This is a genomic window from Halomonas daqiaonensis (genome assembly GCF_900109725.1).
In the GTDB taxonomy this organism is placed as follows: Bacteria; Pseudomonadota; Gammaproteobacteria; order Pseudomonadales; family Halomonadaceae; genus Halomonas; species Halomonas daqiaonensis.
The window spans coordinates 72,899-95,865 of sequence record NZ_FOBC01000012.1 but is presented as its reverse complement, the minus strand read 5'-3'; the positions used below and the strand labels follow the sequence as shown (position 1 = coordinate 95,865).

The 22,967-nt window shown below is 65.5% G+C and carries 20 protein-coding genes; 11 read left to right on the top strand and 9 right to left on the bottom strand.

Going from position 1 to position 22,967, the window contains the following annotated elements; genetic code table 11:
• Positions 1 to 68: 68 nt before the first annotated feature.
• Complete coding sequence (locus tag BMY30_RS11175) at positions 69 to 2,915, top strand: valine--tRNA ligase (RefSeq protein WP_089713642.1); 2,847 nt, start codon at positions 69 to 71, stop codon at positions 2,913 to 2,915.
• Positions 2,916 to 3,198: 283 nt separating this feature from the next.
• Here the strand turns inward: BMY30_RS11175 and BMY30_RS11170 are convergent, their stop codons facing one another.
• A complete protein-coding gene (locus BMY30_RS11170) occupies positions 3,199 to 3,648 on the bottom strand; it encodes an META domain-containing protein (RefSeq protein ID WP_089713695.1) in 450 nt (149 codons plus the stop codon).
• A gap of 112 nt (positions 3,649 to 3,760) precedes the next feature.
• Between BMY30_RS11170 and BMY30_RS11165 the strand changes: the two genes are divergently transcribed.
• Positions 3,761 to 4,165 (top strand): DoxX family protein, encoded by a 405-nt coding sequence (locus BMY30_RS11165; protein WP_089713640.1) that lies wholly within the window; start codon positions 3,761 to 3,763, stop codon positions 4,163 to 4,165.
• 30 nt (positions 4,166 to 4,195) lie between these two features.
• On the opposite strand, the gene BMY30_RS11160 is transcribed toward BMY30_RS11165, so the two are convergent.
• Together BMY30_RS11160 and BMY30_RS11155 are read right to left on the bottom strand one after the other, a co-directional pair.
• Positions 4,196 to 4,636, bottom strand: coding sequence for a VOC family protein (locus BMY30_RS11160; protein WP_089713638.1), 441 nt, complete (start codon positions 4,634 to 4,636; stop codon positions 4,196 to 4,198).
• Positions 4,637 to 4,812: 176 nt separating this feature from the next.
• A complete protein-coding gene (locus BMY30_RS11155) occupies positions 4,813 to 5,262 on the bottom strand; it encodes a DUF411 domain-containing protein (protein ID WP_089713636.1) in 450 nt (149 codons plus the stop codon).
• A 78-nt stretch (positions 5,263 to 5,340) separates the two neighbouring features.
• On the opposite strand from BMY30_RS11155, the gene BMY30_RS11150 reads away from it, so the two are divergent.
• Both BMY30_RS11150 and BMY30_RS11145 read left to right on the top strand, forming a co-directional pair.
• Entirely contained in the window at positions 5,341 to 5,877 is a 537-nt protein-coding gene (locus BMY30_RS11150; protein WP_089713634.1) for a DNA-3-methyladenine glycosylase I, read from the top strand.
• A 342-nt stretch (positions 5,878 to 6,219) separates the two neighbouring features.
• Positions 6,220 to 7,287, top strand: coding sequence for a metal-dependent hydrolase (locus BMY30_RS11145; RefSeq protein WP_089713632.1), 1,068 nt, complete (start codon positions 6,220 to 6,222; stop codon positions 7,285 to 7,287).
• Positions 7,288 to 7,317: 30 nt separating this feature from the next.
• Here BMY30_RS11145 and BMY30_RS11140 read toward each other — a convergent pair whose 3' ends face one another.
• From BMY30_RS11140 to metE, 3 genes are all read right to left on the bottom strand, one after another.
• Positions 7,318 to 8,442 (bottom strand): mechanosensitive ion channel family protein, encoded by a 1,125-nt coding sequence (locus BMY30_RS11140; RefSeq protein WP_089713630.1) that lies wholly within the window; start codon positions 8,440 to 8,442, stop codon positions 7,318 to 7,320.
• Between the two features lie 52 nt (positions 8,443 to 8,494).
• Positions 8,495 to 9,277, bottom strand: coding sequence for a COG3650 family protein (locus BMY30_RS11135; protein ID WP_089713628.1), 783 nt, complete (start codon positions 9,275 to 9,277; stop codon positions 8,495 to 8,497).
• Between the two features lie 88 nt (positions 9,278 to 9,365).
• Positions 9,366 to 11,672: a 5-methyltetrahydropteroyltriglutamate--homocysteine S-methyltransferase gene (gene metE / locus BMY30_RS11130; RefSeq protein ID WP_089713625.1), complete on the bottom strand. Its 2,307-nt coding sequence runs from the start codon at positions 11,670 to 11,672 to the stop codon at positions 9,366 to 9,368.
• A gap of 103 nt (positions 11,673 to 11,775) precedes the next feature.
• On the opposite strand from metE, the gene BMY30_RS11125 reads away from it, so the two are divergent.
• On the top strand, positions 11,776 to 12,690 hold the full coding sequence (locus BMY30_RS11125) for a LysR family transcriptional regulator (protein ID WP_089713624.1): 915 nt from the start codon (positions 11,776 to 11,778) through the stop codon (positions 12,688 to 12,690).
• On the opposite strand, the gene BMY30_RS11120 is transcribed toward BMY30_RS11125, so the two are convergent.
• Positions 12,677 to 14,293: an ATP-binding protein gene (locus BMY30_RS11120; RefSeq protein WP_089713622.1), complete on the bottom strand. Its 1,617-nt coding sequence runs from the start codon at positions 14,291 to 14,293 to the stop codon at positions 12,677 to 12,679. The two genes, BMY30_RS11125 and BMY30_RS11120, sit on opposite strands and share 14 nt — an antisense overlap.
• 3 nt (positions 14,294 to 14,296) lie before the next feature.
• Entirely contained in the window at positions 14,297 to 15,010 is a 714-nt protein-coding gene (locus BMY30_RS11115) for a winged helix-turn-helix domain-containing protein (protein ID WP_089713621.1), read from the bottom strand.
• A gap of 359 nt (positions 15,011 to 15,369) precedes the next feature.
• On the opposite strand from BMY30_RS11115, the gene BMY30_RS11110 reads away from it, so the two are divergent.
• From BMY30_RS11110 to BMY30_RS11095, 5 genes are all read left to right on the top strand, one after another.
• Complete coding sequence (locus tag BMY30_RS11110; RefSeq protein WP_089713619.1) at positions 15,370 to 18,276, top strand: ribonucleoside-diphosphate reductase subunit alpha; 2,907 nt, start codon at positions 15,370 to 15,372, stop codon at positions 18,274 to 18,276.
• Positions 18,277 to 18,535: 259 nt separating this feature from the next.
• Positions 18,536 to 19,783, top strand: coding sequence for a ribonucleotide-diphosphate reductase subunit beta (locus BMY30_RS11105; RefSeq protein WP_089713617.1), 1,248 nt, complete (start codon positions 18,536 to 18,538; stop codon positions 19,781 to 19,783).
• 117 nt (positions 19,784 to 19,900) lie between these two features.
• On the top strand, positions 19,901 to 20,209 hold the full coding sequence (locus tag BMY30_RS11100; protein WP_089713614.1) for a hypothetical protein: 309 nt from the start codon (positions 19,901 to 19,903) through the stop codon (positions 20,207 to 20,209).
• 63 nt (positions 20,210 to 20,272) lie between these two features.
• Entirely contained in the window at positions 20,273 to 20,398 is a 126-nt protein-coding gene (locus tag BMY30_RS18295) for a hypothetical protein (RefSeq protein ID WP_280140891.1), read from the top strand.
• A gap of 15 nt (positions 20,399 to 20,413) precedes the next feature.
• Entirely contained in the window at positions 20,414 to 20,620 is a 207-nt protein-coding gene (locus tag BMY30_RS11095) for a DUF3565 domain-containing protein (RefSeq protein ID WP_089713612.1), read from the top strand.
• A 111-nt stretch (positions 20,621 to 20,731) separates the two neighbouring features.
• Here the strand turns inward: BMY30_RS11095 and BMY30_RS11090 are convergent, their stop codons facing one another.
• Positions 20,732 to 20,911 carry a PLDc N-terminal domain-containing protein gene (locus tag BMY30_RS11090; protein ID WP_089713609.1) on the bottom strand — a complete coding sequence of 60 codons (180 nt, stop codon included), beginning with the start codon at positions 20,909 to 20,911 and terminating at the stop codon, positions 20,732 to 20,734.
• A 235-nt stretch (positions 20,912 to 21,146) separates the two neighbouring features.
• Here BMY30_RS11090 and BMY30_RS11085 point away from each other — a divergent pair, with 235 nt between their 5' ends.
• On the top strand, positions 21,147 to 22,964 hold the full coding sequence (locus BMY30_RS11085) for a monovalent cation:proton antiporter-2 (CPA2) family protein (RefSeq protein WP_089713606.1): 1,818 nt from the start codon (positions 21,147 to 21,149) through the stop codon (positions 22,962 to 22,964).
• Positions 22,965 to 22,967: the final 3 nt, after the last annotated feature.

Here is a 22,967-nt window from a genome sequence, read left to right as displayed (position 1 = left end):
CCCCATTTTTTCACCACCATCTCCTGCCCTCATGGCCGGCGGTGATCATTTCTGGATCCGGAACGCCCATGGACAAGACCTACCAACCCGAGCAGATCGAATCCCGCTGGTACGAGCGCTGGGAAGCCGACGGCCATTTCGCCCCGTCAGGCGAGGGTGCGCCCTACTCCATCATGATCCCGCCGCCCAACGTGACCGGCAGCCTGCACATGGGCCACGCCTTCCAGGACACCATCATGGATACCCTGATCCGCTGGCGGCGGATGCAGGGGCACAATACCCTCTGGCAGGTGGGCACCGACCACGCCGGCATCGCCACCCAGATGCTGGTGGAGCGCAAGATCGCCGCCGAGGAGGGCAAGACCCGCTTCGATCTGGGGCGCGAGGCCTTCATCGACAAGGTCTGGGAGTGGAAGCACGAATCCGGCGGCCATATCACCCGCCAGCTTCGCCGCATGGGCGCCAGCGTCGACTGGTCGCGCGAGCGCTTCACCATGGACGACGGTTTCTACAAGGCGGTACAGGAAGTCTTCGTGCGCCTCCATCAAGAAAAGCTCATTTACCGCGGCAAGCGGCTGGTCAACTGGGACCCTACCCTGCACACCGCCATCTCGGATCTCGAGGTGGAGAACCGCGACCAGCAGGGCAGCTTCTGGCACTTCCGCTACCCGCTGGCCGATGGCATGACCACCGATGCAGGCCTCGATCATCTGGTCGTCGCCACCACCCGTCCCGAGACCCTGCTCGGCGATACCGGGGTGGCGGTCAACCCGGAAGATCCCCGCTACGCGTCGCTGGTGGGCAAGTTCGTGGAGCTTCCGCTGGTGGGTCGGCGCATTCCGATTGTCGCCGACGAGCACGCCGATATGGACAAGGGCTCGGGCTGCGTGAAGATCACCCCGGCCCACGACTTCAATGACTACGAAGTGGGCCGCCGCCAGGACCTGCCGCTGATAAATGTCTTCTCCCAGAGCGCCGCTATCCTCACCCGAGCCGAAGCCTTCGACATCCAGGGCCGCCCGCTGCCCGATATCGACCCTAGCCTGCCCGAGGCTTACGCCGGGCTGGACCGCTTCGAGGCGCGAAAGCGTATCGTCGCCGACATGGAGGCCGCCGGCCTGCTCGAGCAGATCGAGACGATCAGCAACACCCTGCCCTATGGCGACCGCTCCGGCGACGTCATCGAGCCGCTGCTGACAGACCAATGGTTCGTGGCCGTGGAGAGCCTGGCCAAACCGGCCATCGAGGCGGTGGAGAAGGGCGACATCCAGTTCGTACCGAAGAACTACGAGAACATGTATTTCGCCTGGATGCGCGACCTCCAGGACTGGTGCATCTCCCGCCAGCTGTGGTGGGGGCATCGCATTCCCGCCTGGTACGACGAGAACGGCAACGTCTATGTGGCACGCAGCGAGGCGGAGGCCAGGCAGAAGCATGACCTCTCCGCCGACCTGGCGCTCACCCAGGACGAAGACGTGCTGGACACCTGGTTCAGCTCGGGCCTGTGGACCTTCGGCACCCTGGGCTGGCCGGAGCAGACCGAGGAACTGGCCACCTTCCACCCCTCCAGCGTGCTGGTCACCGGCTTCGACATCATCTTCTTCTGGGTCGCGCGGATGATCATGCTGACCGGCAAGTTCATGGGCGAGGTACCCTTCAGGCAGGTCTACGTGCACGGCCTGGTGCGCGACGGCCAGGGCCAGAAGATGTCCAAGTCCAAGGGCAACGTGCTGGACCCCATCGACCTCATCGACGGCATCGACCTGGAAAGCCTGGTGGAGAAGCGCACGGGCAGCCTGATGCAGCCGCAGAAGGCCAAGGCGATCGCCAAGGCGACACGCGACGAGTTCCCCGAGGGCATCGAGCCCCACGGCACCGACGCCCTGCGCTTCACCTTCCTCTCACAGGCCACCACCGGTCGTGACATCAAGTTCGATATGGGCCGCCTGGACGGTTACCGTAACTTCTGCAACAAGCTGTGGAACGCCTCACGCTACGTGCTGATAAATGCCGAGGGCGAGGACACTGGCCTGGGGGAGGATCCGGTCGAGCTGTCGCTGGCCGATCGCTGGATCGTCTCGCGTCTGCAGCAGACCGAGGCCCAGGTGACGAAGGCCCTGGAGGAATTCCGCTTCGACCACGCTTCCCAGGCACTCTACGAGTTCGTCTGGAACGAGTACTGCGACTGGTACCTGGAGCTCTCAAAGCCGGTACTGTGGGACGAAGCCGCCAGCGCCGAATCCAAGCGCGGCACGCGCCGCACCCTGGTCCGTGTGCTGGAAGCGATCCTGCGCCTGGCCCACCCCATGATGCCCTTCATTTCCGAGGAGATCTGGCAGCGCGTGGCCCCACTGGCCGGCACCTGGCAGGGTGAGAGGGACTCCCTCATGGTCCAGCCCTGGCCCGAGAGCGACTCTACCCTGGTCGACGAATCGGCGACGCGCGATATCGAGTGGCTCAAGGGCGTAATTATCGCGGTGCGCAATATCCGCGCCGAGATGAACATCGCGCCGGGCAAGCCACTGGAGGCACTGCTCACCAAGGGCAGCCAGGAAGACGCCAGGCGCCTGGAAGCCAACCGGCCGTTCCTCGCCAAGCTGGCCAAGCTCGAGCGCGCCGAGTGGCTCGACGACCCCGAGCAGGCGCCGCTCTCGGCCACCCAACTGGTCGGCGAGATGGAAGTGCTGGTGCCCATGGCCGACCTGATCGACAAGGAAGCCGAGCTCGCCCGCCTGGCCAAGGAGATCGACAAGCAGGACAAGCTGATCGGCGGTATCGAGAAGAAGCTCGGCAACGAGAGCTTCGTCGCCAAGGCCCCGGAGCCGGTGGTCGAGAAGGAGCGCGGCAAGCTGGCGGACTTCCAGGCCTCGCGCCGGCTGCTGGTCGAGCAGCGTGACAAGATCGCCGCGCTGTGACGATGCTTGCCTCGAAGAAACCCGCGGCAAGCTGGCGCTCCCTAGCCGGCCAGGCCTCGCGCCGGCTGCTGGTCGAGCAGCGTGACAAGATCGCCGCGCTGTGACGATGCTTGCCTCGAAGAAACTCGCGGCAAGCTGGCGCTCCCTAGCCGGCCAGGCCACTCGCAGGGTGCTGGTCGAACAGCATGACAAGATCGCCGCGCTGTGACGCCTCCCTCCCCGTGAATACAGGCGGCCCGCCGAAGCGGGCCGTCGTCGTTTTCACTGCAGCCCGCAGTCTTGACTAGTTGGCGCGTTGCCAGCCGCCCAGCACCCGCTGGTCGGGGCCGAAGAACACCAGCCGATCATGGTCGATCAGGTAGCGGTAGGCCCTCTCCATCATTCCCGTGACGCGCTGCGCATCGTCCGCCTGGGGGCAGGCGCGCCGGGTAGTGGCCAGGTCCGAGAACGCGATACGGTTGTTCTCGCCCAGCGCGGCCCGGCCGGTCAGCCGGTTGCAGCCGTCGCTGCCGCTCACCCGGCCATTGCTGTCGATCACGAAGTGGGGGCGCTCCGGCATCTCGAGGCGCTCGTTGGTGCCCATCAGCAGCAGGTTCCAGCGCTTGTCGACCACAGGGCCCTCGAGCGGAGCCACGGGCTCGTCGGCGATCCGGGGAGCCGGGCCACCACCGCAGGCGGCGAGCAAGAGGGCACAGGCCACCAGCAGCAGAGTGTTGCGTAACGATTTGATCATCATGATATCTTCCTTGGAACACGAGGCGATTTCCCGGACGCCAAGCTTGCCCCAGCCAGTGCATCGAGACAATTTCCCCGCCCCCATTCTTTACTCCTTCATGAGGCCCTGCATGCTCCAAGCGCTCCACAACGATGCCCTCGGCAAGCTGATCCTGCGACTGACCGTGGCCGGCTTGCTGCTGCCGCACGGACTGACCAAGTTGCTCAACCCGGGCAGCCTGACCTGGATCGGCAACACCCTGGCCGGTCAGGGCCTGCCGACCGTGCTCGCCTACGGCGTACTGATCGGCGAGGTGGTGGCGCCGCTGATGGCGCTGATCGGCTGGCGCAGCCGCGTGGCGGGACTGCTGATGGCAGCCAACATGGTGGTGGCCATCTTCCTGGTGCACATGGGTGAGCTCACGGCCTTCAAGGGAAACGGCGGCTGGGCCCTGGAACTGCAGGGCTTCTTCCTGTTCGGCGCCGTCGCCATCGTCTTCCTGGGCAGCGGACGGATGGCCTGGCGCCCGGATTGAGTCTGCCACCCGGACGCCGAGCCCGGGCGATTACCAGGTACCCGTATTTTCCATGGAAGCCCAAGGTTCTTTAGGTTCTTGGGGTTCGCCCTTCTGGAGCAACTCGACGGAGATATTGTCGGGGCTCCTGACGAAGGCCATGTGGCCATCCCGGGGCGGGCGGTTGATGGTCACGCCGTTTGCCTGCAGGTGCTCGCAGAGGGCATAGATGTCGTCGACCCGATAGGCCAGATGGCCGAAATTACGCCCGCCGGTGTACTCCTCGGGATCCCAGTTGTACGTCAACTCAAGCTCCGGCGCCTTGAGCTCGGCGGAGCGCGCCTCGTCTTCCGGGGCAGCCAGGAAGACCAGGGTGAAACGGCCCTTCTCGTTCTCCTTGCGACGCACCTCGGTCAGGCCGAGCAGGTCACAATAGAAGTGCAGCGAGGCGTCGAGGTCGCTGACGCGGACCATGGTGTGCAGGTACTGCATGGCCAACTCCTTGTCGTTTACAGCAAAACTATCTAGTGGAACGGGGCTTTACTGGCGACAAGCCTTTCCGGAGGCGCTGTGAATACCTCCCTGTAAGCTACCGACGCCATCCCTGGCGTAGGACCTCCTCCAAGGCTTGTCCCCAGAGCCCCTCTCTATCGCTGGGTCAGTTCAGATCAGTGAGTGTACTCGCTGAAGATCGCCGGCGTGCGATCATCATGGCGCCAGCCCAGCACCGAGTAGTCGTCCTGGCGCCCCGTTTCCATGCCGGGGGAGCCATGAGGCATGCCCGGCACCGCCAGGCCCGCCAGATCGGGCCGCTCCTCCAGCAGGCGGTGGATGTCCGCCGCAGGAACATGGCCCTCGATCACGTAGCCGTCCACCACCGCAGTGTGGCAGGAGGCGAGCCCGGGCGAGACACCGTGCTCGATCTTCACTGCACGCATGTCGCGGGTCTCGTGCTGCCTGACCTCGAAGCCCTCGGCCTCCAGGTGCTCGGCCCAGGCGGTGCAGCAGCCGCAGTTCGGATCCTTGTGCACCTCCACCACGGGCGTCTCGGCCCAGGCAGGAATGGCAGCGACGGCCAGCAGGGTGCCGGCGAGGGTCAGGCGTAGAGGTGATGTCATGACGGGCACTCCCCGATATAAGGTGTCGGCACGATTGTCGGCCATCTGCCGGCCCTACTGCCACCCCGGAGCGACAGCATGAGCCATTACTGCGACCTGGCCCCCGGGCATCCGTTCCACGGGCCCTATCACGACCACGAATACGGTTTCCCGGTGACGGACGACCGCACCCTCTTCGAGCGCCTGGTGCTGGAGATCAACCAGGCGGGGCTCTCCTGGCTCACCGTGTTGAAGAAGCGCGAGGCATTTCGGGCCGCCTTCGAGGACTTCGACATCGATCGTGTCGCCGGCTACGGCGAGGCCGAGCGGGCGAGGCTACTGGCGGATGCCGGTATCATCCGCAACCGTCTCAAGGTCGATGCCGCCATCCACAATGCCGGGGTGGTGCAGGCGCTGCAGGCCGAACACGGCAGCCTGCGCGCTTGGCTCGACCACCACCATCCACTCCCCCACGCCGACTGGATCAAGCGCTTCAAACGGACCTTTCGCTTCACCGGGCCCGAGATCACCGGTGAATTCCTGATGAGTACCGGTTACCTCCCAGGTGCCCACCGCGAAGACTGCCCGGTGCAGGCGCGAATTCTCTTAGCCAGGCCGCCCTGGGTTCAGACCTGAGAATAGAGCTATCACATATAGCAAGGTCGCTCGGGGCTGTTCCGTCGATAATCCCCGACGTGTCGGACCATCGGGGAGGCGCTGTGAATACCTCCCTGTAAGCTACCGACGCCCTGCTTCGCTCTCGCGTCCTGCTCCGCTTGCAGGACCGGTGCTGGCCATCCATGGCCAGCCCGTTCGAAGCAGTGCTTCTCACCCCTGGCGTAGGACCTCCCCTACGGATTATCCCCGGTGCCCCTCGCTATGAGTCGGGATAGATCCTGTCTATGGGGAGCGTAGGAGAACCCAGATCCCGGCCGTGGCATCATAGTCGGGCACTCCGGCTACAAGGAACACCTCTCGATGGACTCGGTCACCCAGGCCGCCCTGGGCGCGGCGATCGGCGGCACCGTGCTCGGCCGGCGGCTGGGCCGCAAAGCGGTGCTTATCGGCACGGCCCTCGGTACCCTACCCGACCTGGACGTGGTCATCGATTACGGCGATGCAGTGGCCAATTTCACCGAGCACCGCGGCTTTTCCCACTCGATGTTCGTGCTGGCAGGACTGGCCATCGCCCTGGCGCTGCTCTCGACGCGGCTTGCCCCGGCGCGGGACATTTCACTGCGCCGCTGGGGGCTCTTCTTCGGGCTCATCCTGCTGACCCACCCGCTGCTCGACGCCCTGACGACCTACGGTACCCAGCTCCTGTGGCCGCTGGACGTGCGTCCTGCGGCCTGGCCTATCGTGTTCATCATCGACCCGCTCTACAGCCTGCCGCTGCTGGTGGCTACGGGAATGGCGCTGGCCACCGGCAGGGCGCACCGGGCCTCCAGCTGGGGGCTGGCGCTCTCCTGTGCCTACCTGGTATTTGCCGTCGGGGCCAAGCAACTGGTCGAGGCGCGCATCGAACCGGTACTCGCCGCGCAGGGCCTGCAGCAGGCACCGCGGCTGGTGCAGCCGACTCCCTTCAACACCCTGCTGTGGCGGGTCACGGTGGCTGAAGGCGCGCTTCTCCACGAGGCCTTGGTGGGCGTCTTCGACGGTGACCATCCCCCGGTGCTGGAGACCTATACCCGCGGCGCCGAACTGCAAGCAACGGCGCTCGACAGCGCGCGCGGTCGGCGGCTCGACTGGTTCGCCGGGCCCTTCCTGCGCTATGAGACCCGCGAGCTCGACGGCCGCGAGACCCTGGTGGCCACTGACCTGCGACTCGGCTTCCCGGGCTTCCATCCGTTCGCCTTCACCCTCGCCACCCGCCATGACGGTGACTGGCAGCCGGTAAAGGCCTCCGAGCAGCTTTCCTCTTCTTCCCGCAACAACCGTGACGCCCTTGCTCGGCTGGGTTCCCGCATCCTCAGCCCGGAACCCGCGCTGTGCACCAGCGACTTCGTCGGCGACGACTGGGTACTCGATACCGACGAGCCCTGCTGAGCGGTGTAAAAGACTGAGCAGGGCAAAGGGTCACGTCTCTTCTGACGACGGCTTACCCGAATCGCGCAACCAGATGTCGCGCTGGGGAAAGGGAATCTCGATACCGGCACTCCCCAGCGCCTTGTAGATGTGCATGTAGAGCTGGTGGGCCACCAGACCCCGCTGGGAAGGATGATTGACCCAGCACAGCAGTTCGAAATCCAGGCTCGAGTTGCCGAAGCCGCGCATGCGCACCCGCGGGGCGGGATGGTTACAGACGTTGTCATGCTCGGTGGCAATCCCCTCGAGAAGCTCCACCACCTCGTCCACGTCCGAGCCGTAGGCCACCCCCACCTCGAGACGGATGCGAAATTTTACCCAGCGCCCGCCCGACTCGTTGTAGATCTTGGCATTGGCCATCTCCGCGTTGGGCACGGTGATCTCCACGTCGTCCCGGGTGAGCAGGCGCGTCGAGCGGATCCCCACCTTTGTCACCTCGCCGCGATCGCCGCTGTCCAGCACGATATAGTCGCCGAGCTTGTAGGGCCCATCGGCGATAATGAAGAAGCCGGCGAAGAGGTTGGCCAGGGTATCCCGGGCGGCGAAGCCCACGGCGATGCCCACCACCCCGGCGGAGGCGAGCCAGGCAGCAGGGTCGATATTCCATATCTGGAGCAGGAGATAGGCGGCCGCTCCGATGATGACCACGGTAAACATCAGGTCAAAGAGCGGGATGGTGCGCTCTTCGATGATGGCGTAGCGGTCGCGTACTCGGCTGAGTATCTCCAGGCCGAGGTGACTCGCGCTCAGTGCCTCCTTGACCAGACGCAGGACCAGCAGGCTCGTCAAGACGCGGATCGTGATCTGCTCGGCCCGCTCGGTGAAGCCGATCACCTGAACGGCCAGCACCAGGGCGAGATAGGCGAGAAACCAGGCGGCAGTATTGGCGCAGATGCGCAGCAGCCGACTGCCCAGGTTCCTGCTGATGCGGGAGATCAGCTTGTCACCCCAGTGCATGACCAGCGCCCGGCCTATTACCGCAAGTCCAATGCCGAGCACGACGATCAGCGCCGCCAACACGAAAGGATGGAAGATCAGGAACTCCCAGTAACCCACCAGCTGCGGGGGCAGCCAGGCCGGTGCCTCGGCGAGGCTGGACTCTCTGTCGGGATTCATCGGCGTGGCTCCCTGTCACCCTATTGCTTCTGAATGCGTCGTTGGCGCCGTCTTAGTCATCGGTCTGCGTTGCGGGAGCGATGCCTTGGCCACAGCCCCGGTACTGCTCGCCATCGATAGTCAGGGTGACCCGCGCCGGGAAGGGCTGACCACTCATGCTGTCGAAGCAGGCCCGGGCCTCGAGGCGCAGCTCGAAGGGCGTATCGGCCCGGCCACTGGCAAGGATCATGCGCCCCTCGTCGTTGTCCAGGGTGGTCACCCGGTAGGGCAGGGTCAGCTCGCGCTCGCCATAGTCCAGCAACAGGCTCACCTCGGGCCGGTCGCTGCCCAGGTTGACCACCCAGCCCGGCTCGTTGCCGCGGGCGTGGAACATGGTGCCCGGCCGCTGGCGACGGGTGAGCACGTCCTGGGACAAGTCGCGGTTGCAATCGAGCCGTCCGGTGGCGCTCTCCACCACCGCTTCGTCTCCCTTATGCCAGAAGCTGAGCTCGCCCTGCTGGTAGCGAGTACCGCTGGCCACCACCGCCGGCGGCAGTCGATAGGCGCCATGGGCGGACCAGAGTCGTAGTTCCTCCTCGGTGGTCGCGGTGATCAGGTCCTGGGCTGGCGTGCAGCGCCAGGCAGTGAATGCCTCGGCGTCGCCGGGAAAGAAGAGCGAGGGCATCAACGGCGCGACGGGGCGGGTCTCGGGAGCCCCATCATCGCGGGACGCTCCGCGATCGGCGACCTCGGGGCGTGTCGACACCCCGTCAGGGGTGGTGGCACAGCCGGTCAACAGCAGTACCGCCCCCAGCATGACCAGGGAGCGGGCGACGGAAGGGGTGTGACGAGACATGGTGGCTCCTTGCGAGTCGGCGACGTTCCCGGGGGAGCATACCAGCAGTACCGCCCCGACGCGTCGACTCCCGGCTCAACACCGGGCATCAGCCATGGCGACGCCTCAACTCCCGCGCTGCCTCGACCATGTTGGCCAGGGCCGGCTCCACCTCGGCCCAGCCGCGAGTCTTGAGACCGCAGTCCGGGTTCACCCACAGCCGCTCGACCGGGATGCGCTCCGCGGCCTTCTCCATCAGCGCTACCATCCAGGTCACCTCGGGGATATTGGGCGAGTGGATATCGTAGACTCCCGGCCCGATTGCGTTGGGGTAGGCGAAGTCCTGGAAGGCATCGAGCAGTTCCATGTCCGAGCGCGAGGTCTCGATGGTGATGACATCGGCATCCAGCGCCGCGATGGCGGCGATGATGTCATTGAACTCCGAATAACACATGTGGGTGTGGATCTGGGTCTCGTCGCGCACGCCTGACGACGCCAGACGGAAGCAGGCTACCGCCCAGTCGAGGTAGTCCTGCCACTCGGCGCGACGCAGCGGCAGCCCTTCACGCAATGCCGGCTCGTCGATCTGGATGGCGCGGATGCCCGCCGCCTCGAGATCGACCACCTCGTCGCGAAGCGCCAGAGCGAGCTGCCGGCAGGTGGCCTCCCGGGGCTGGTCGTCGCGCACGAAGGACCACTGCAGCAGGGTGACCGGCCCGGTGAGCATGCCCTTCATCGGCCTGGCGGTCAGCGACTGGGCGTATTCACTCCAACGCACCGTCATCGACGCCGGACGCACTACGTCACCGAAGAGGATCGGCGGCTTGACGCAGCGCGAGCCATAGCTCTGCACCCAGCCGAAGCGCGTGAAGGCATAGCCGTCGAGCTGCTCGCCGAAGTATTCGACCATATCGTTGCGCTCGGGCTCACCGTGCACCAGCATGTCGATTCCCAGCGCCTCCTGCCGGGCCACCACCCGGGCGATCTCCTCGCGCATCCGGGTCTCATAGGCCTCACGCGAAAGATCGCCGGCCTTCAGGGCGCGCCGGTCGGCACGGATCTCCGAGGTTTGTGGGAAGGAGCCGATCGTCGTGGTGGGGAACAGCGGCAGTGCGAGCTGGCGCTGCTGGGTCACGGCACGCTCAGCGAAGGGCCGCCCGCGCCGCGTATCGGCCGCCGTGACGCCGGCCAGCCGCTCGGCCACCTCGGAGCGATGCAGTCGAGGTGCCTCGCGACGCGACTGCAGGGCCCGGCCGGCGGCCTCCACGCGGTCATGGTCTGCCGCACTGGCACGGCCGTCCAGCAGGCGCGCCAGGGTCGACGTCTCATCAAGCTTCTGCCGGGCGAAGGCCAGCCAGCTCCTGAGCTCGGCATCCAGGGTGGTTTCCGCGGCCAGGTCCACCGGCACATGCAGCAGCGAGCAGCTTGTCGCGATCCATAGCCGTTCGCCCAGGCGCATGCGCGCCGTGGCCAGGCGCTCACGCCACAGGGCCAGATCGGCCCGCCAGACATTGCGTCCGTCGATGGCCCCCACCGAGAGCACCTTGTGGGGCAGCAGGCGATCCACCACCGCCTCAAGCTGTGCCGGGGCACGCACCGCGTCGATGTGCAGGCCATCCACCGGCAGGCCCACCGCCAGGGAGAGGTTGTCGCCCAGGCCACCGAAGTAGCTGGCCAGCAACAGCTTGACCGGAGCGGCCTGCAGGCGGTGGTAGGCGCGCTCGAAGGCCTGTCGCCAGGCCAGGGGCAGGTCCTGCACCAGCACCGGCTCGTCGAGCTGGACCCACTCGACGCCCTGCCCGGCCAGCCGTTCCAGCACCTCGGCATAGACATCGAGGACACCGTCGAGCAGCGCGAGCCGGTCGAAGTCCTCGTGGACATCGCCGCGCCCCTTACCCAGCCACAACCAGGTGAGCGGACCGGTCAGGACTACCTTGACCGGGTAGCCGGCCATTCGGGCCTCGTCCACCTGGTCGAAGAGGCGGGTACTGGCCAGTCGAAAGCGCTGGTCAGGGTGCAGTTCCGGGACCAGATAGTGATAGTTGGTATCGAAGTACTTGGTCATCTCGCAGGCAGCGGCCGGCTCACCGCTGGGCGCCCGTCCGCGGGCCATGCGAAAGGTGGTATCAAGCGATACCTCACCGCGTTGTACCTCATCCTCAGCACCGAAACGGGGCGGCACCGCCCCCAGCAGCACCGAGACGTCAAGCACCTGATCGTAGAAGGCGAAGTCCCCTACCGTCACCAGGTCGAGTCCCGCCTCATGCTGGGCCGCCCAGTTCGCCAGGCGTAGGGCGCGCCCGGAGGCTTCCAGGGCTTCCCGGTCGATTTCGTCCTGCCAGTAGGCTTCGGTGGCGCGCTTCAGTTGGCGATCCGCGCCGATGCGCGGATAGCCGATGACATGAGCCAGCGACATGATGACGTCCTTTCTGAATGAATGATGCAGTTGAGTCTCGCTGGCCAGAAAGTGTGAATCAAACTAAACTTTCTAATCTTCAAGATGAATCAGGCTCACTCTAATGCTCGAACTCCGCCATCTGCGCACCCTGATCGCTCTGCGCGATGCCGGCTCCCTGGTGGAAGCCGCAGAACGCGTGCACCTGACCCAGTCAGCCCTCTCCCACCAGATCAAGGATCTGGAGGAACGCCTGGGAAGCCCGCTGTTCCTGCGCAAGTCCAAGCCGGTGGAATTCACCCGGGCCGGGACGCGCCTGCTGACGCTGGCCGAGCAGGTCCTGCCGCAGGTGCGCATGGCCGAGCGCGACCTGGCGCGTCTGGCCGGCAACGAACAGGGGCGATTGCACATGGCCATCGAGTGCCACAGCTGCTTCCAGTGGCTGATGCCCACCGTCGACCACTTCCGAGACCATTGGCCGGAGGTGGAGATCGACATCCCCGGCGGCCACCACTTCGATCCCTTACCGGCGCTGGTCCGCGAACAGCTCGACCTGGTGATCACCGCCGATCCCCAGCCGCTGCCCGGCATCCACTATGAGCCGCTGTTCCGCTATGAGGGCCTCCTGGCAGTGGCCCGTCAGCACCCTCTGGCAGGCCACACCTTCGTCACCCCGGAAGAACTGGCCGAGGAGACCCTGATCACCTATCCGGTGGAACATTCCCGGTTGGACGTCTTCACGCAGTTCCTCGACCCCGCCGGAGTGCACCCCAGGGAAGTTCGCACCGCCGAACTGACGATCATGATGATGCAATTGGTAGCCAGTGGACGCGGTGTCTGCGCCCTGCCCAACTGGGCCCTCACCGAGTACCTGGAGCGCGACTACGTCAAGGCCGTGGCCCTGGGCGAGAAGGGAGTGTGGAGCACCCTATTCGCGGCAATCCGCGAGGAGACCCGCGGCGCACCCTGGATGGAAGACTTCCTGCGCACCGCCCGGGAGACCTCCTTTGCGGTACTGGAGGGAATCAGGCCGGCGTAGTGTTGCGGCGCGGCAGCAACAGCGTGAAGCGCGCCCCGCCCAGTGACGCGCTGGCATCCACCATCACGCTGCCGCCATGCCAGGCCATGACCTTCTGCACGATGGAAAGCCCCAGACCATAGCCGCCGGAGCGTCGGGTGCGGCTGTCGTCCAGGCGCGCAAAGGGTTTGAAGACCTCACTGCGCGCCGCAGCGGGAACGCCGGGCCCATCGTCCTCCACATCCAGGCGCACCAGCCGGGGTTCGCTCCGCAGGCGAATCATGACCCGGGTGCGGGCATGGCGACTGGCGTTGGCCACCAGGTTCTGCAGCGCCCGTTGCAGGTAGCGCGGCTCCGCCTGGACCTCCACTTCCGGCCCCTCGTCCAGTTCGATGCGAATCTCACGATGCAGGGGCTGCAGCGCCTCGATGACCCGCTCGGCCATGGCGCGACAGTCGACCAGCGAGGTCTCGAGCTCCGCGCTGTTGGCCGTCTCGCTGCCCAATCGGGCATAGGTGAGGATCTCGTCGATCAGATCGTCGAGCTCGGTGATGTCGCCATCGACGCCTTCCAGTTGCCGACAGATCGCAGGGTCGTCGGTCATGTCCTCCACCATCTGCACCGCGAAACGGATGCGTGCCACCGGGGTGCGCAGCTCGTGGGAGACGGCGCGGATCATGTCCTGCTGGGCGCGCAGCAGCGACTGCACCTGGGTAGCCATGCCGTTGAAGGCCATCCCCAGGCGCCCCAGGAAGTCGCCGCTCTCGACCTTGACGCGAGTATCCAGGCGCCCGCTGGCGATGCGGGTCGCCGCCAGCTCCAGCCGCGCCATGCGCGCCTCCACGCCACGCACGATCAGGTAGATGATCGCCGCCAGCACACCGAGAAGCAGCACCAGTAGCAGCAGCTGCAGCGAGACCGGCATCGGCTCGAAGGCCTTCACCGGTCCGATGGCCAGCCAGCGAGTCTGCGGGTTGCTTCCGGGCAGCAGGCGGTACATCGCCATGGACCAACGCCCGGGCAGCAGCCGGATCACCACCTCCCCCTCGGCCAGGCGCGCCAGCTGACGGGTATCCAGCCCCTCGGGTGGGCTATCGCTCAGCTGCAAGGGAATGCCGTCACCGGCGACCCGGTCCAACTGGGCCTGTCGGTCGTCACCCGATACCTGGGCGAGCCACTCGGCAAGCAGCTCGGTGAGCCCGCGCAGCTGCTGCTCGCTGAGGCTCGCCACGTCGACTTCCAACAGTTGCTCGCCACCGGGCAACAGGCGCTGCAGGCGCCAGCCATGCTCGCCCCGGGGCATGACCAGCACGCGGCCACGCTCGAGACGCGAGCGCGAGAAGTAGTTCAGGGAGAGATCATCGACGGACACCAGCCGGAGGGTCATGTCGAGCTGTTCGGCGCGACTCGCCAGCCAGGCTTCGCGCCCGGGCTCGGGAAGCGAATCGACCCAGGCGGTCAGTACCCGCATGGGGGGCTCGACCAGTTGCTCACGATAGTGTTCGCGGCGCACCTGATCGACCATGGCCAGCCCCAGCAGGGCCAGGCCGAAGGTCAGTAGCAGCGCCAGCGCCAGCAGGACATAGACGCGCAGGAAGGTGCTGTCGGCCAGGGTCCGACGCATGGCTCAGCCATCCCTGACGAAGAGGTAGCCCTTGCTGCGTACCGTCTTGATGCGGTGCGGCTGATTGGGATCGTCGCCGATCTTGGGTCGAATGCGCGAGACACGCACGTCGATGGAGCGATCCTGGCCGTCATACTTGATACCACGCAGGCGGTCGAAGATCTCTTCACGGGTCAGCACGCGGCCGGCATTGCTGGCCAGCAGCCAGAGCAGGTCGAACTCGGCACTGGTGAGATCGATGCGCTCGCCATCCAGCCAGGCCTCGCGGGTGGCGTTGTCGATCACCAGGTCGGCGAAGGTCAGTCGGGTCTCCTCGCCGACCTCGGCCGGCTCGGCACGTCGCAACAGGGCGCGCATGCGCGCCAGCAGCACGCGAGGTTGTACCGGCTTGGGCACGTAGTCGTCGGCGCCCATTTCCAGGCCAAGCACCTGGTCCATGTCGTCGGTACGGGCAGTGAGCATCATGATCGGGCCGGGGTAATCGCTGCGCACCCGGCGGCAGATCGACAGGCCATCCTCGCCAGGCAGCATCAGATCGAGTATCACCAGGTCCGGTTGCAGGGAAAGAATCCGCTCCACCCCACGGCCACCGTCGGCCTCTACCGTGACCCGGAAGCCGTTCGCCTCCAGGTAGTCACGGGTCAGGCCGGCCAGCCGCTCGTCATCCTCGATGATCAGCACATGATCCTGTTCCTGGGTTTGCAAGCTGTCGTCCATCCTCTATTCCATCCTGACGGGCAGGTAAGTGGTTACGGGGCTCTCGCTGTCGGGAGCCACCGCCAATGGCTAAAGGATACCCGAAATCCGGCATTCCGCCTTCCCGTCGCTATTTAGCGACAGATAGCGCTCCGAGGCCTGACGACGGGACCTGACGCTGGAGCCAATTCTGCCCAACGGATGGCCACAGGCGACCCACAGGTTATCCACTTGATAGGGTCCGAAAAGCACACTATCTTGTATTTCAATTCGGCACGAACACCACATCATGTGCCTTAGCAATCGACACCATGCCTGTCAACTGTCGCCCGAATGGCGGCCTTTGACCTTTCGTCTCACCAGCCAGGGATTCCGGCGCCATGGATACCATCATCACAACGGATGAGCCGTCCGTTTCCGTCACCGCACCCAAGGCTCTGCGCATCATCAAGCGCAACGGCGATGTCGTGCCCTTCGATGCCGACAAGATCGCCATCGCCATGAGCAAGGCCTTCATCGCCGTGGAGGGCGACAACGCCGCCGCTTCCTCGCGAGTGCGCGACTTCGTCCGCCAGTCCACAGAGAGCATCGAGCAGGCCTTCCTGCGCCGCATGCCCGACGGCGGCACCCTGCACATCGAGGACATCCAGGATCAGGTCGAGCTGGCGCTGATGCGCGCTGGTGAGCAGCGGGTCGCCCGCGCTTACGTGCTCTATCGCGAAGAGCACGCCCGGGCGCGCGCCGCGGCAGGCGGTGACATCGCCAAGCCGCACCCCAGCCTCAACGTGACCCTCACCGACGGCACCACTCGGCCACTGGATCTGGGTCGCATCGAGACCCTGGTATCGGATGCCTGCGAGGAGCTCACCAACGTCGATGCCCAGAAGATCGTTGATGACTCGTTAAAGAACCTCTATGACGGCGTGACCGTGGACGGCGTTTCCCAGGCGCTAATGATGACCGCCCGCACCCTGGTGGAGAAGGACCCCGCCTACACCTACGTCACTGCACGGCTGCTGCAGGATAACCTGCGTCGCGAGGCGCTCTCCTTCCTGGGCATCGCCGACGAGGCCACCTACGGGGAGATGGCCGACCTCTACGCGCCGGCCTTCAAGGCCTATATCGCCAAGGGCATCGAGTTCGATCAGCTCGATCCCACGCTGGCCGAGTTCGACCTCGACCGCCTGGGCGAGGCGCTGGACCACCATCGCGACAATGCCTTCACCTACCTGGGCCTGCAGACCCTCTACGATCGCTACTTCATCCACCGCGACGAGGTGCGCTACGAGTTGCCCCAGGTGATGTTCATGCGGGTCGCCATGGGCCTGGCACTCAACGAGGATGACCGCGAGGCACGGGCCATCGAGTTCTACGACCTGCTTTCGAGCTTCGACTATATGGCCTCCACCCCGACCCTGTTCAACGCCGGCACGGTGCGCAGCCAGCTTTCCAGCTGCTACCTGACCAGCGTGCCCGACGAACTCGACGGCATCTACAGCGCTATCCGCGACAATGCCCTGCTTTCCAAGTGGGCGGGTGGCCTGGGCAACGACTGGACCCCCGTCCGTGCGCTCGGCTCCTGGATCAAGGGCACCAACGGCAAGTCCCAGGGCGTCGTCCCCTTCCTCAAGGTGGTCAACGATACCGCCGTGGCGGTCAACCAGGGCGGCAAGCGCAAGGGGGCGGTCTGCGCCTACCTCGAGACCTGGCACCTCGATATCGAGGAATTCCTGGAGCTGCGCAAGAACACCGGCGACGACCGCCGCCGCACCCACGACATGAACACTGCCAACTGGGTGCCGGATCTGTTCATGAAGCGGGTCTTCGATGACGGCGAGTGGACGCTCTTCTCCCCCTCCACCTGCCCGGACCTCCACGACCTCTATGGCGCGGCCTTCGAGGCCCGCTACGCGGAGTACGAGGCGATGACCCGCACGGGGGAACTCAAGCTCTACAAGCGCGTCCGCGCCAAGGACATGTGGCGCAAGATGCTCTCGATGCTGTTCGAGACCGGCCACCCCTGGATCACCTTCAAGGACCCGTGCAACCTGAGAAGCCCGCAGCAGCACGCCGGCGTGGTGCACAGCTCCAACCTGTGCACCGAGATCACGCTGAACACCAGCGCCGACGAGATCGCGGTATGCAACCTGGGCTCGGTCAACCTAGCCCAGCATGTGGTCGACGGCAGGCTCGATGGCGAGAAGCTGAAGAAGACCGTGCGAACCGCCTTGCGCATGCTCGACAACGTCATCGACATCAACTACTACGCGGTGCCCCAGGCCAAGAACTCGAACGTCAAGCACCGCCCGGTAGGGCTCGGCATCATGGGCTTCCAGGATGCGCTCTACGCCCAGGACATCGCCTACGCCAGTGACGCAGCCGTCGAGTTCGCCGACCGCTCCATGGAGCTGGTCAGCTACCACGCCATCGAGGCCTCCAGCGACCTGGCCGCAGAACGTGGCTCCTATCGGAGCTTCGAGGGCTCGCTGTGGAGCCAGGGCATCCTGCCCATCGACTCCATCCAGAAGCTCAAGACCGAGCGCGGCGAGAAGTACATCGAGGTAGACGAGAGCGCTACCCAGGACTGGGGCCAGCTGCGCGACAAGATCGCCGGCCAGGGCATGCGCAACTCCAACGTGATGGCCATTGCCCCCACCGCCACTATTTCCAACATCTGCGGCGTGACCCAGTCCATCGAGCCGACCTACCAGAACCTCTACGTGAAATCGAACCTCTCCGGCGAGTTCACGGTGGTCAACGCGCCCATGGTCAATGACCTTAAGGCACGCGGACTCTGGGACGAGGTAATGATCAACGACCTCAAGTACTACGACGGCTCGGCCCAGCCCATCGACCGCATCCCGGACGACCTCAAGGCCAAGTACGCCACCGCCTTCGAGGTGGAGCCCAAGTGGCTGGTGGAGGCCGCTGCACGCCGCCAGAAGTGGATCGACCAGGCCCAGTCGCTGAACCTCTACATCAAGGGGGTCTCCGGCAAGAAGCTCGACGTGACCTACCGCATGGCCTGGTTTCGCGGCCTCAAGACCACCTACTACCTGCGCGCCCTGGGCGCCACCTCGGTGGAGAAGTCCACCGTCGACCGCGGCACTCTCAATGCCGTGAGCAATGGCGCCCCGGCCCCCTCGGCCAGCCATGCACCGGCCGCTGAGCCCACCACTCGGGAGCCGCGCGGTGTCGAGGACTTCCTGCAGGGCAAGGGTGGCAGCGGTTCGCGTGCCCCGAGCGCCTCCGACATAGACGAGCTGGGCTGTGAGGCGTGTCAGTAAGCCTCCCAGGAAGCGAGAGGCGTCGGGGGCAAACCGAAGAGGAGGTCCTACGCCAGGGGTGAGAAGCACTGCTTCGAACGGGCTGGCCATGGATGGCCTGCACCGGTCCTGCAAGCGGAGCAGGACGCGAGAGCGAAGCAGGCCGTCGGTAGCGCCCAGGGATGGGTTCACAGCGCCTCCTCGCAGGCTTGTCGCCGAATCAGCCTCGAGAGATGGATTCATCTGCGATAGCAATCTAACGAATCAGAGGGAAATGGAAATGCTGAACTGGGACGAATTCCACGAAGACGAGGCCAGCGTAGCCGAACAGCCGGCCCCGGCGACCAAGCCAAAGCCCGGCGCCCTGCGCGAAAAGGCCGTGGAAGATGAAACCGTAAAAGAGAGCGCCGGTCGCTACGCCGCGGTCGACGAGGACCGACTGGCCCGTGCGCGCCGCTCGCTGGAGGAGCTCGACGTGGCGGCCGGCCTTGAGGAGCTGGAGATGGGCGCGGCACGCATCGAGGTCGACGACAAGCAGATGATCAATGCCCGCGCCGACCTCAACCAGCTGGTGCCCTTCAAGTACGAGTGGGCCTGGCAGAAGTACCTGGACGGCAGCGCCAACCACTGGATGCCCCAGGAAGTGAACATGAACGCCGACATCGCCCTGTGGAAGAGCGCCGAGGGGCTCACCGCAGATGAACGGCGGATCGTCGAGCGCAGCCTGGGCTACTTTTCCACGGCGGACTCGCTGGTGGCCAACAACCTGGTGCTGGCGCTCTATCGCCTGATCACCAACCCCGAGTGCCGCCAGTACCTGCTGCGCCAGGCCTTCGAGGAAGCGATCCATACCCACGCCTACCAGTACTGCGTGGAGTCGCTGGGCATGGACGAAGGTGAAGTCTTCAACATGTACCGCGAAGTGCCCTCGGTGGCCGCCAAGTCCGCCTGGAGCCTCAAGCACACCCAGTCGCTGGCGCGTCCGGACTTCAACACCGGCACCACCGAGACCGACCAGGAACTGCTGCGCAACCTGATCGCCTTCTACTGCGTCACCGAGGGCATCTTCTTCTACTGCGGCTTCAGCCAGATCCTCTCCATGGGCCGGCGCAACAAGATGACCGGCGTGGCCGAGCAGTTCCAGTACATCCTGCGCGACGAGTCAATGCACCTGAACTTCGGCGTGGACATGATCAACCAGATCAAGATCGAGAACCCGCAGCTGTGGACGCCCGAATTCCAGGACGAAGTCACCCAGATGATCCTCGAGGGCACCGAGCTCGAGATCGCCTATGCCCGGGACACCATGCCCCGCGGCGTGCTGGGCATGAACGCGGCGATCATGGAGGAGTACCTGCATTTCATCTGCAACCGCCGCCTGGCCCAGATCGGCCTCAAGGAGCAGTTCCCCGGTGCGCAGAACCCCTTCCCGTGGATGAGCGAGATCATCGACCTGCGCAAGGAGAAGAACTTCTTCGAGACCCGCGTCACTGAGTACCAGGTGGGCGGCGCACTGAGCTGGGATTGAACACGTATCCGGCCGGGGTGCAGCTTCGGCCATCCCGATGATGACGCCCGGTACGGCCACGCCCGGCGGTGCGTCTTTCATGGCCCGTCAACAGGCACAACAACCGAGGGCAATCCGATGCATGCAACCCAAGCCGTAGCAGGTCGCGACTCCCGGGCGTGGCAGTCCGCCTTGGACAGGGCGCTCAGCGCCCATGACAGCGAAGACGCCCTGGCCCGCTATCCCCATGTGGCCTTCGCCTTCCCGTCGACATCCCCCAACCTCTACTCGCAAGACTATCCGCTGCTCGACTACCGCGAACTCAAGGCGTGGGCGACCTCGCGGGGCTGGCGCGTCCAGCCGGCCCCCGAACGCGCCCCGTCCGGCGATAAGTACAGCCCGCCGGTCCGCTTCACCCGACTGCACCAGGCGGCGAGCGAGCATTGATTCACGATGGCCGCGAGCGCTAACGTGGAGGTGGCGTCCAGGGGATGACACGGAGATTCAGCCATGACCGAGCACCACACAAGAAGCGTGATCACGCGGGTCTTCGTGCCCGCCCACGTCCGTGATCTGCCCAACGGCGAGCGGGTGACGGTACCGGGCCATTACAAGGCCCCTCCGCCCCGGCGATAGCCGGTCGCCTCTGCCATGCAGCAGCCCATCATCGACTATCACCTCGACGAGGAGCACCACTGGGTAGCGGAGCTCGCCTGCGGCCACAACCAGCATGTGCGCCATCAACCGCCCTGGACCGAGCGGCCCTGGGTGACCACCGAGGCCGGGCGTCGCTCGCGACTCGGCCTCATGCTCGAGTGCGTCAAGTGTGATCGGGGCGAGCCTGGGGACAACCCCTGACGCTCTACAACCGGGGATCGGCCAGATTCAGGTTGGGCATCCGACTCGATCAATGTGAACGGGCCGCCCGAAGGCAGCCCATTCACAGGAACGACTTCCCCTGGAAGACCGCTACCCCTTGGGCCCGAACAGGAACCAGATGATCAACCCTATCAACGGGAAGAACAGCAGCACCAGGATCCAGATCAACTTGGCCAGCCCGCCGGCAGAGCTCTTGGCCACCTTGACGATGGCCCAGATAACGATGATCAGCCAGATCAGGCCCAAGAGGCCGCCTACTTCGATACCCATGCGACGTCTCCTTGTCCGTTTCCATTCGGTGAAGTGCCGCTCTTAGAGGTAGCACAGCAGCCACAAGATGCACAATCGTTGCCGGTAGCGACTTGTCAGCTCAGGACATGGTTCCCCCACCCAGAACACCAGCGCCACATGTCAAGTCCAAGGACCTGGCCCGCAGCTTGCGTGACCATGGCATGATCCCCATCGGGTAGAATGGGCTCGCCATCGTCATTCGCAAGGAGGCCCCTTGGCCATCGACCTGCTGCTCAATACGCTGATTTTCCTCGCAGCGGCGGTGCTGATCGTGCCGATCTTCAAGCGCCTGGGACTGGGCGAGGTGCTGGGCTATCTGGCCGCGGGCGTGGTCATCGGCCCCTCGGCTCTGGCCCTGGTAGCCGACACCGAGGCGGTCCTGCAGTTCTCCCAGGTGGGTATCGTGTTCTTGCTGTTCGTGATCGGCCTGGAGCTCAAGCCCTCGCGCCTGCGGGTGATGCGCAAGGCGGTGTTCGGCTTCGGCAGCCTGCAGGTGGCCATCACCACGGCCACGCTCTCACTGGCCGCCTGGTGGCTGGGACTCCCCCCAGCTGCGGCACTGGTCGTGGGCTTCAGCCTGGGGCTCTGCTCCACGCCCCTGGTACTGCAACTGCTCGGTGAACGCAAGGAGCTGCAGACCCGCCACGGCCGCAATGCCTTCGCCCTGCTGCTGTTCCAGGACCTGGCAGCGATTCCGGTGCTGGCCATCATTCCCATGCTGGCCGCCGACGCCCTGCTGGCCGATGGCTTCATGCCCCTGCTCGAGGGCGTGCTGATTGCCGTCGGTGCCTTCCTCGGCCTGATCATCGGTGGCCGCTACCTGCTGCGGCCGCTGTTTCACTATGCCGCGGCCACCCGCAGCCGCGAGGTGTTTGCCGGTACCGTGCTGCTGGTGGTGATCGGCGCCGCCCTGCTGATGGAGCTGGCCGGGCTCTCCATGGCCTTGGGGGCCTTCATCGCCGGGGTGCTGCTCGCCGACTCGAAGTACCGCCACAACATCGAGGCCGACATCGAGCCGTTCCGCGGGCTGCTGCTGGGGTTGTTCTTCATGGCGGTGGGCATGACGGCCGATATCCGCTTGATCGGCGAGATGCCGCTGGTCGTGCTCGGCCTGACCCTGGGGCTGGTGCTGCTCAAGGCGCTGGCCGTGCTGATTGCCGCCCGAGTACATGGCACTGGCTGGAAGGACGGGATCAACTTGGGAGTGCTGCTGTCCCAGGGCGGCGAGTTCGGCTTCGTGCTGCTCTCCGCGGCGGCTACCGCCGCCTTGCTCGATCAGTCACTGGTCAGCCTGCTGATCCTGGCGATCTCGCTTTCCATGGCGACCACGCCACTGCTCTTCCAACTGCATGTACATGGCCTGCGCCGGCTCTTCACTCGCCGCCGGCCGAAGCGTGCCTACGACACCCTCCCCGACGACGCCCCACAGATCATCATCGCCGGATTCGGTCGCTTCGGGCAGATCATGGGGCGTGCCCTGCAGGGGCTGAAGATTCCCTACACGGTGCTCGACATCAACGCCGACCAGGTCGAGGTGGTGCGCCGCTACGGCAACAAGGTCTACTACGGCGATGCCTCGCGCATCGACCTGCTCAAGTCCGCCGGCGCCGACCGGGCCAGGGTGCTGGTAGTGGCGGTGAGCGACCCCGAGGCCTCGATGCGCATCGTCGGCCAGGTCCGCCGGCAGTTTCCCCACCTCAAGCTGTATGCCCGCGCGCGCAACCGCCACCACGCCCACCTGCTGATGCGCGCCGGGATTACCCATATCGTGCGTGAACTGCTGCCCGCCAGTCTCGAGCTGACCCGCGATGCCCTGATCGGCCTGGGCATCCCCCGGGAGCAGGCCCAGCACACCATTGATACCTTCCGCCCCCATGACGAGCAGGCGCTGCTGCGCCAGCTCGAGGTATTCGGCAACGAGAAGAAGCAGATCCAGACCATCCACGAAGCCGCCCAGGAGCTCGAGGCGCTCTACGAGGCGGACGAGGACATCGCCACCCGGGTGGAGGAGATTCCGCGCTGGCAGCGCTGAGGC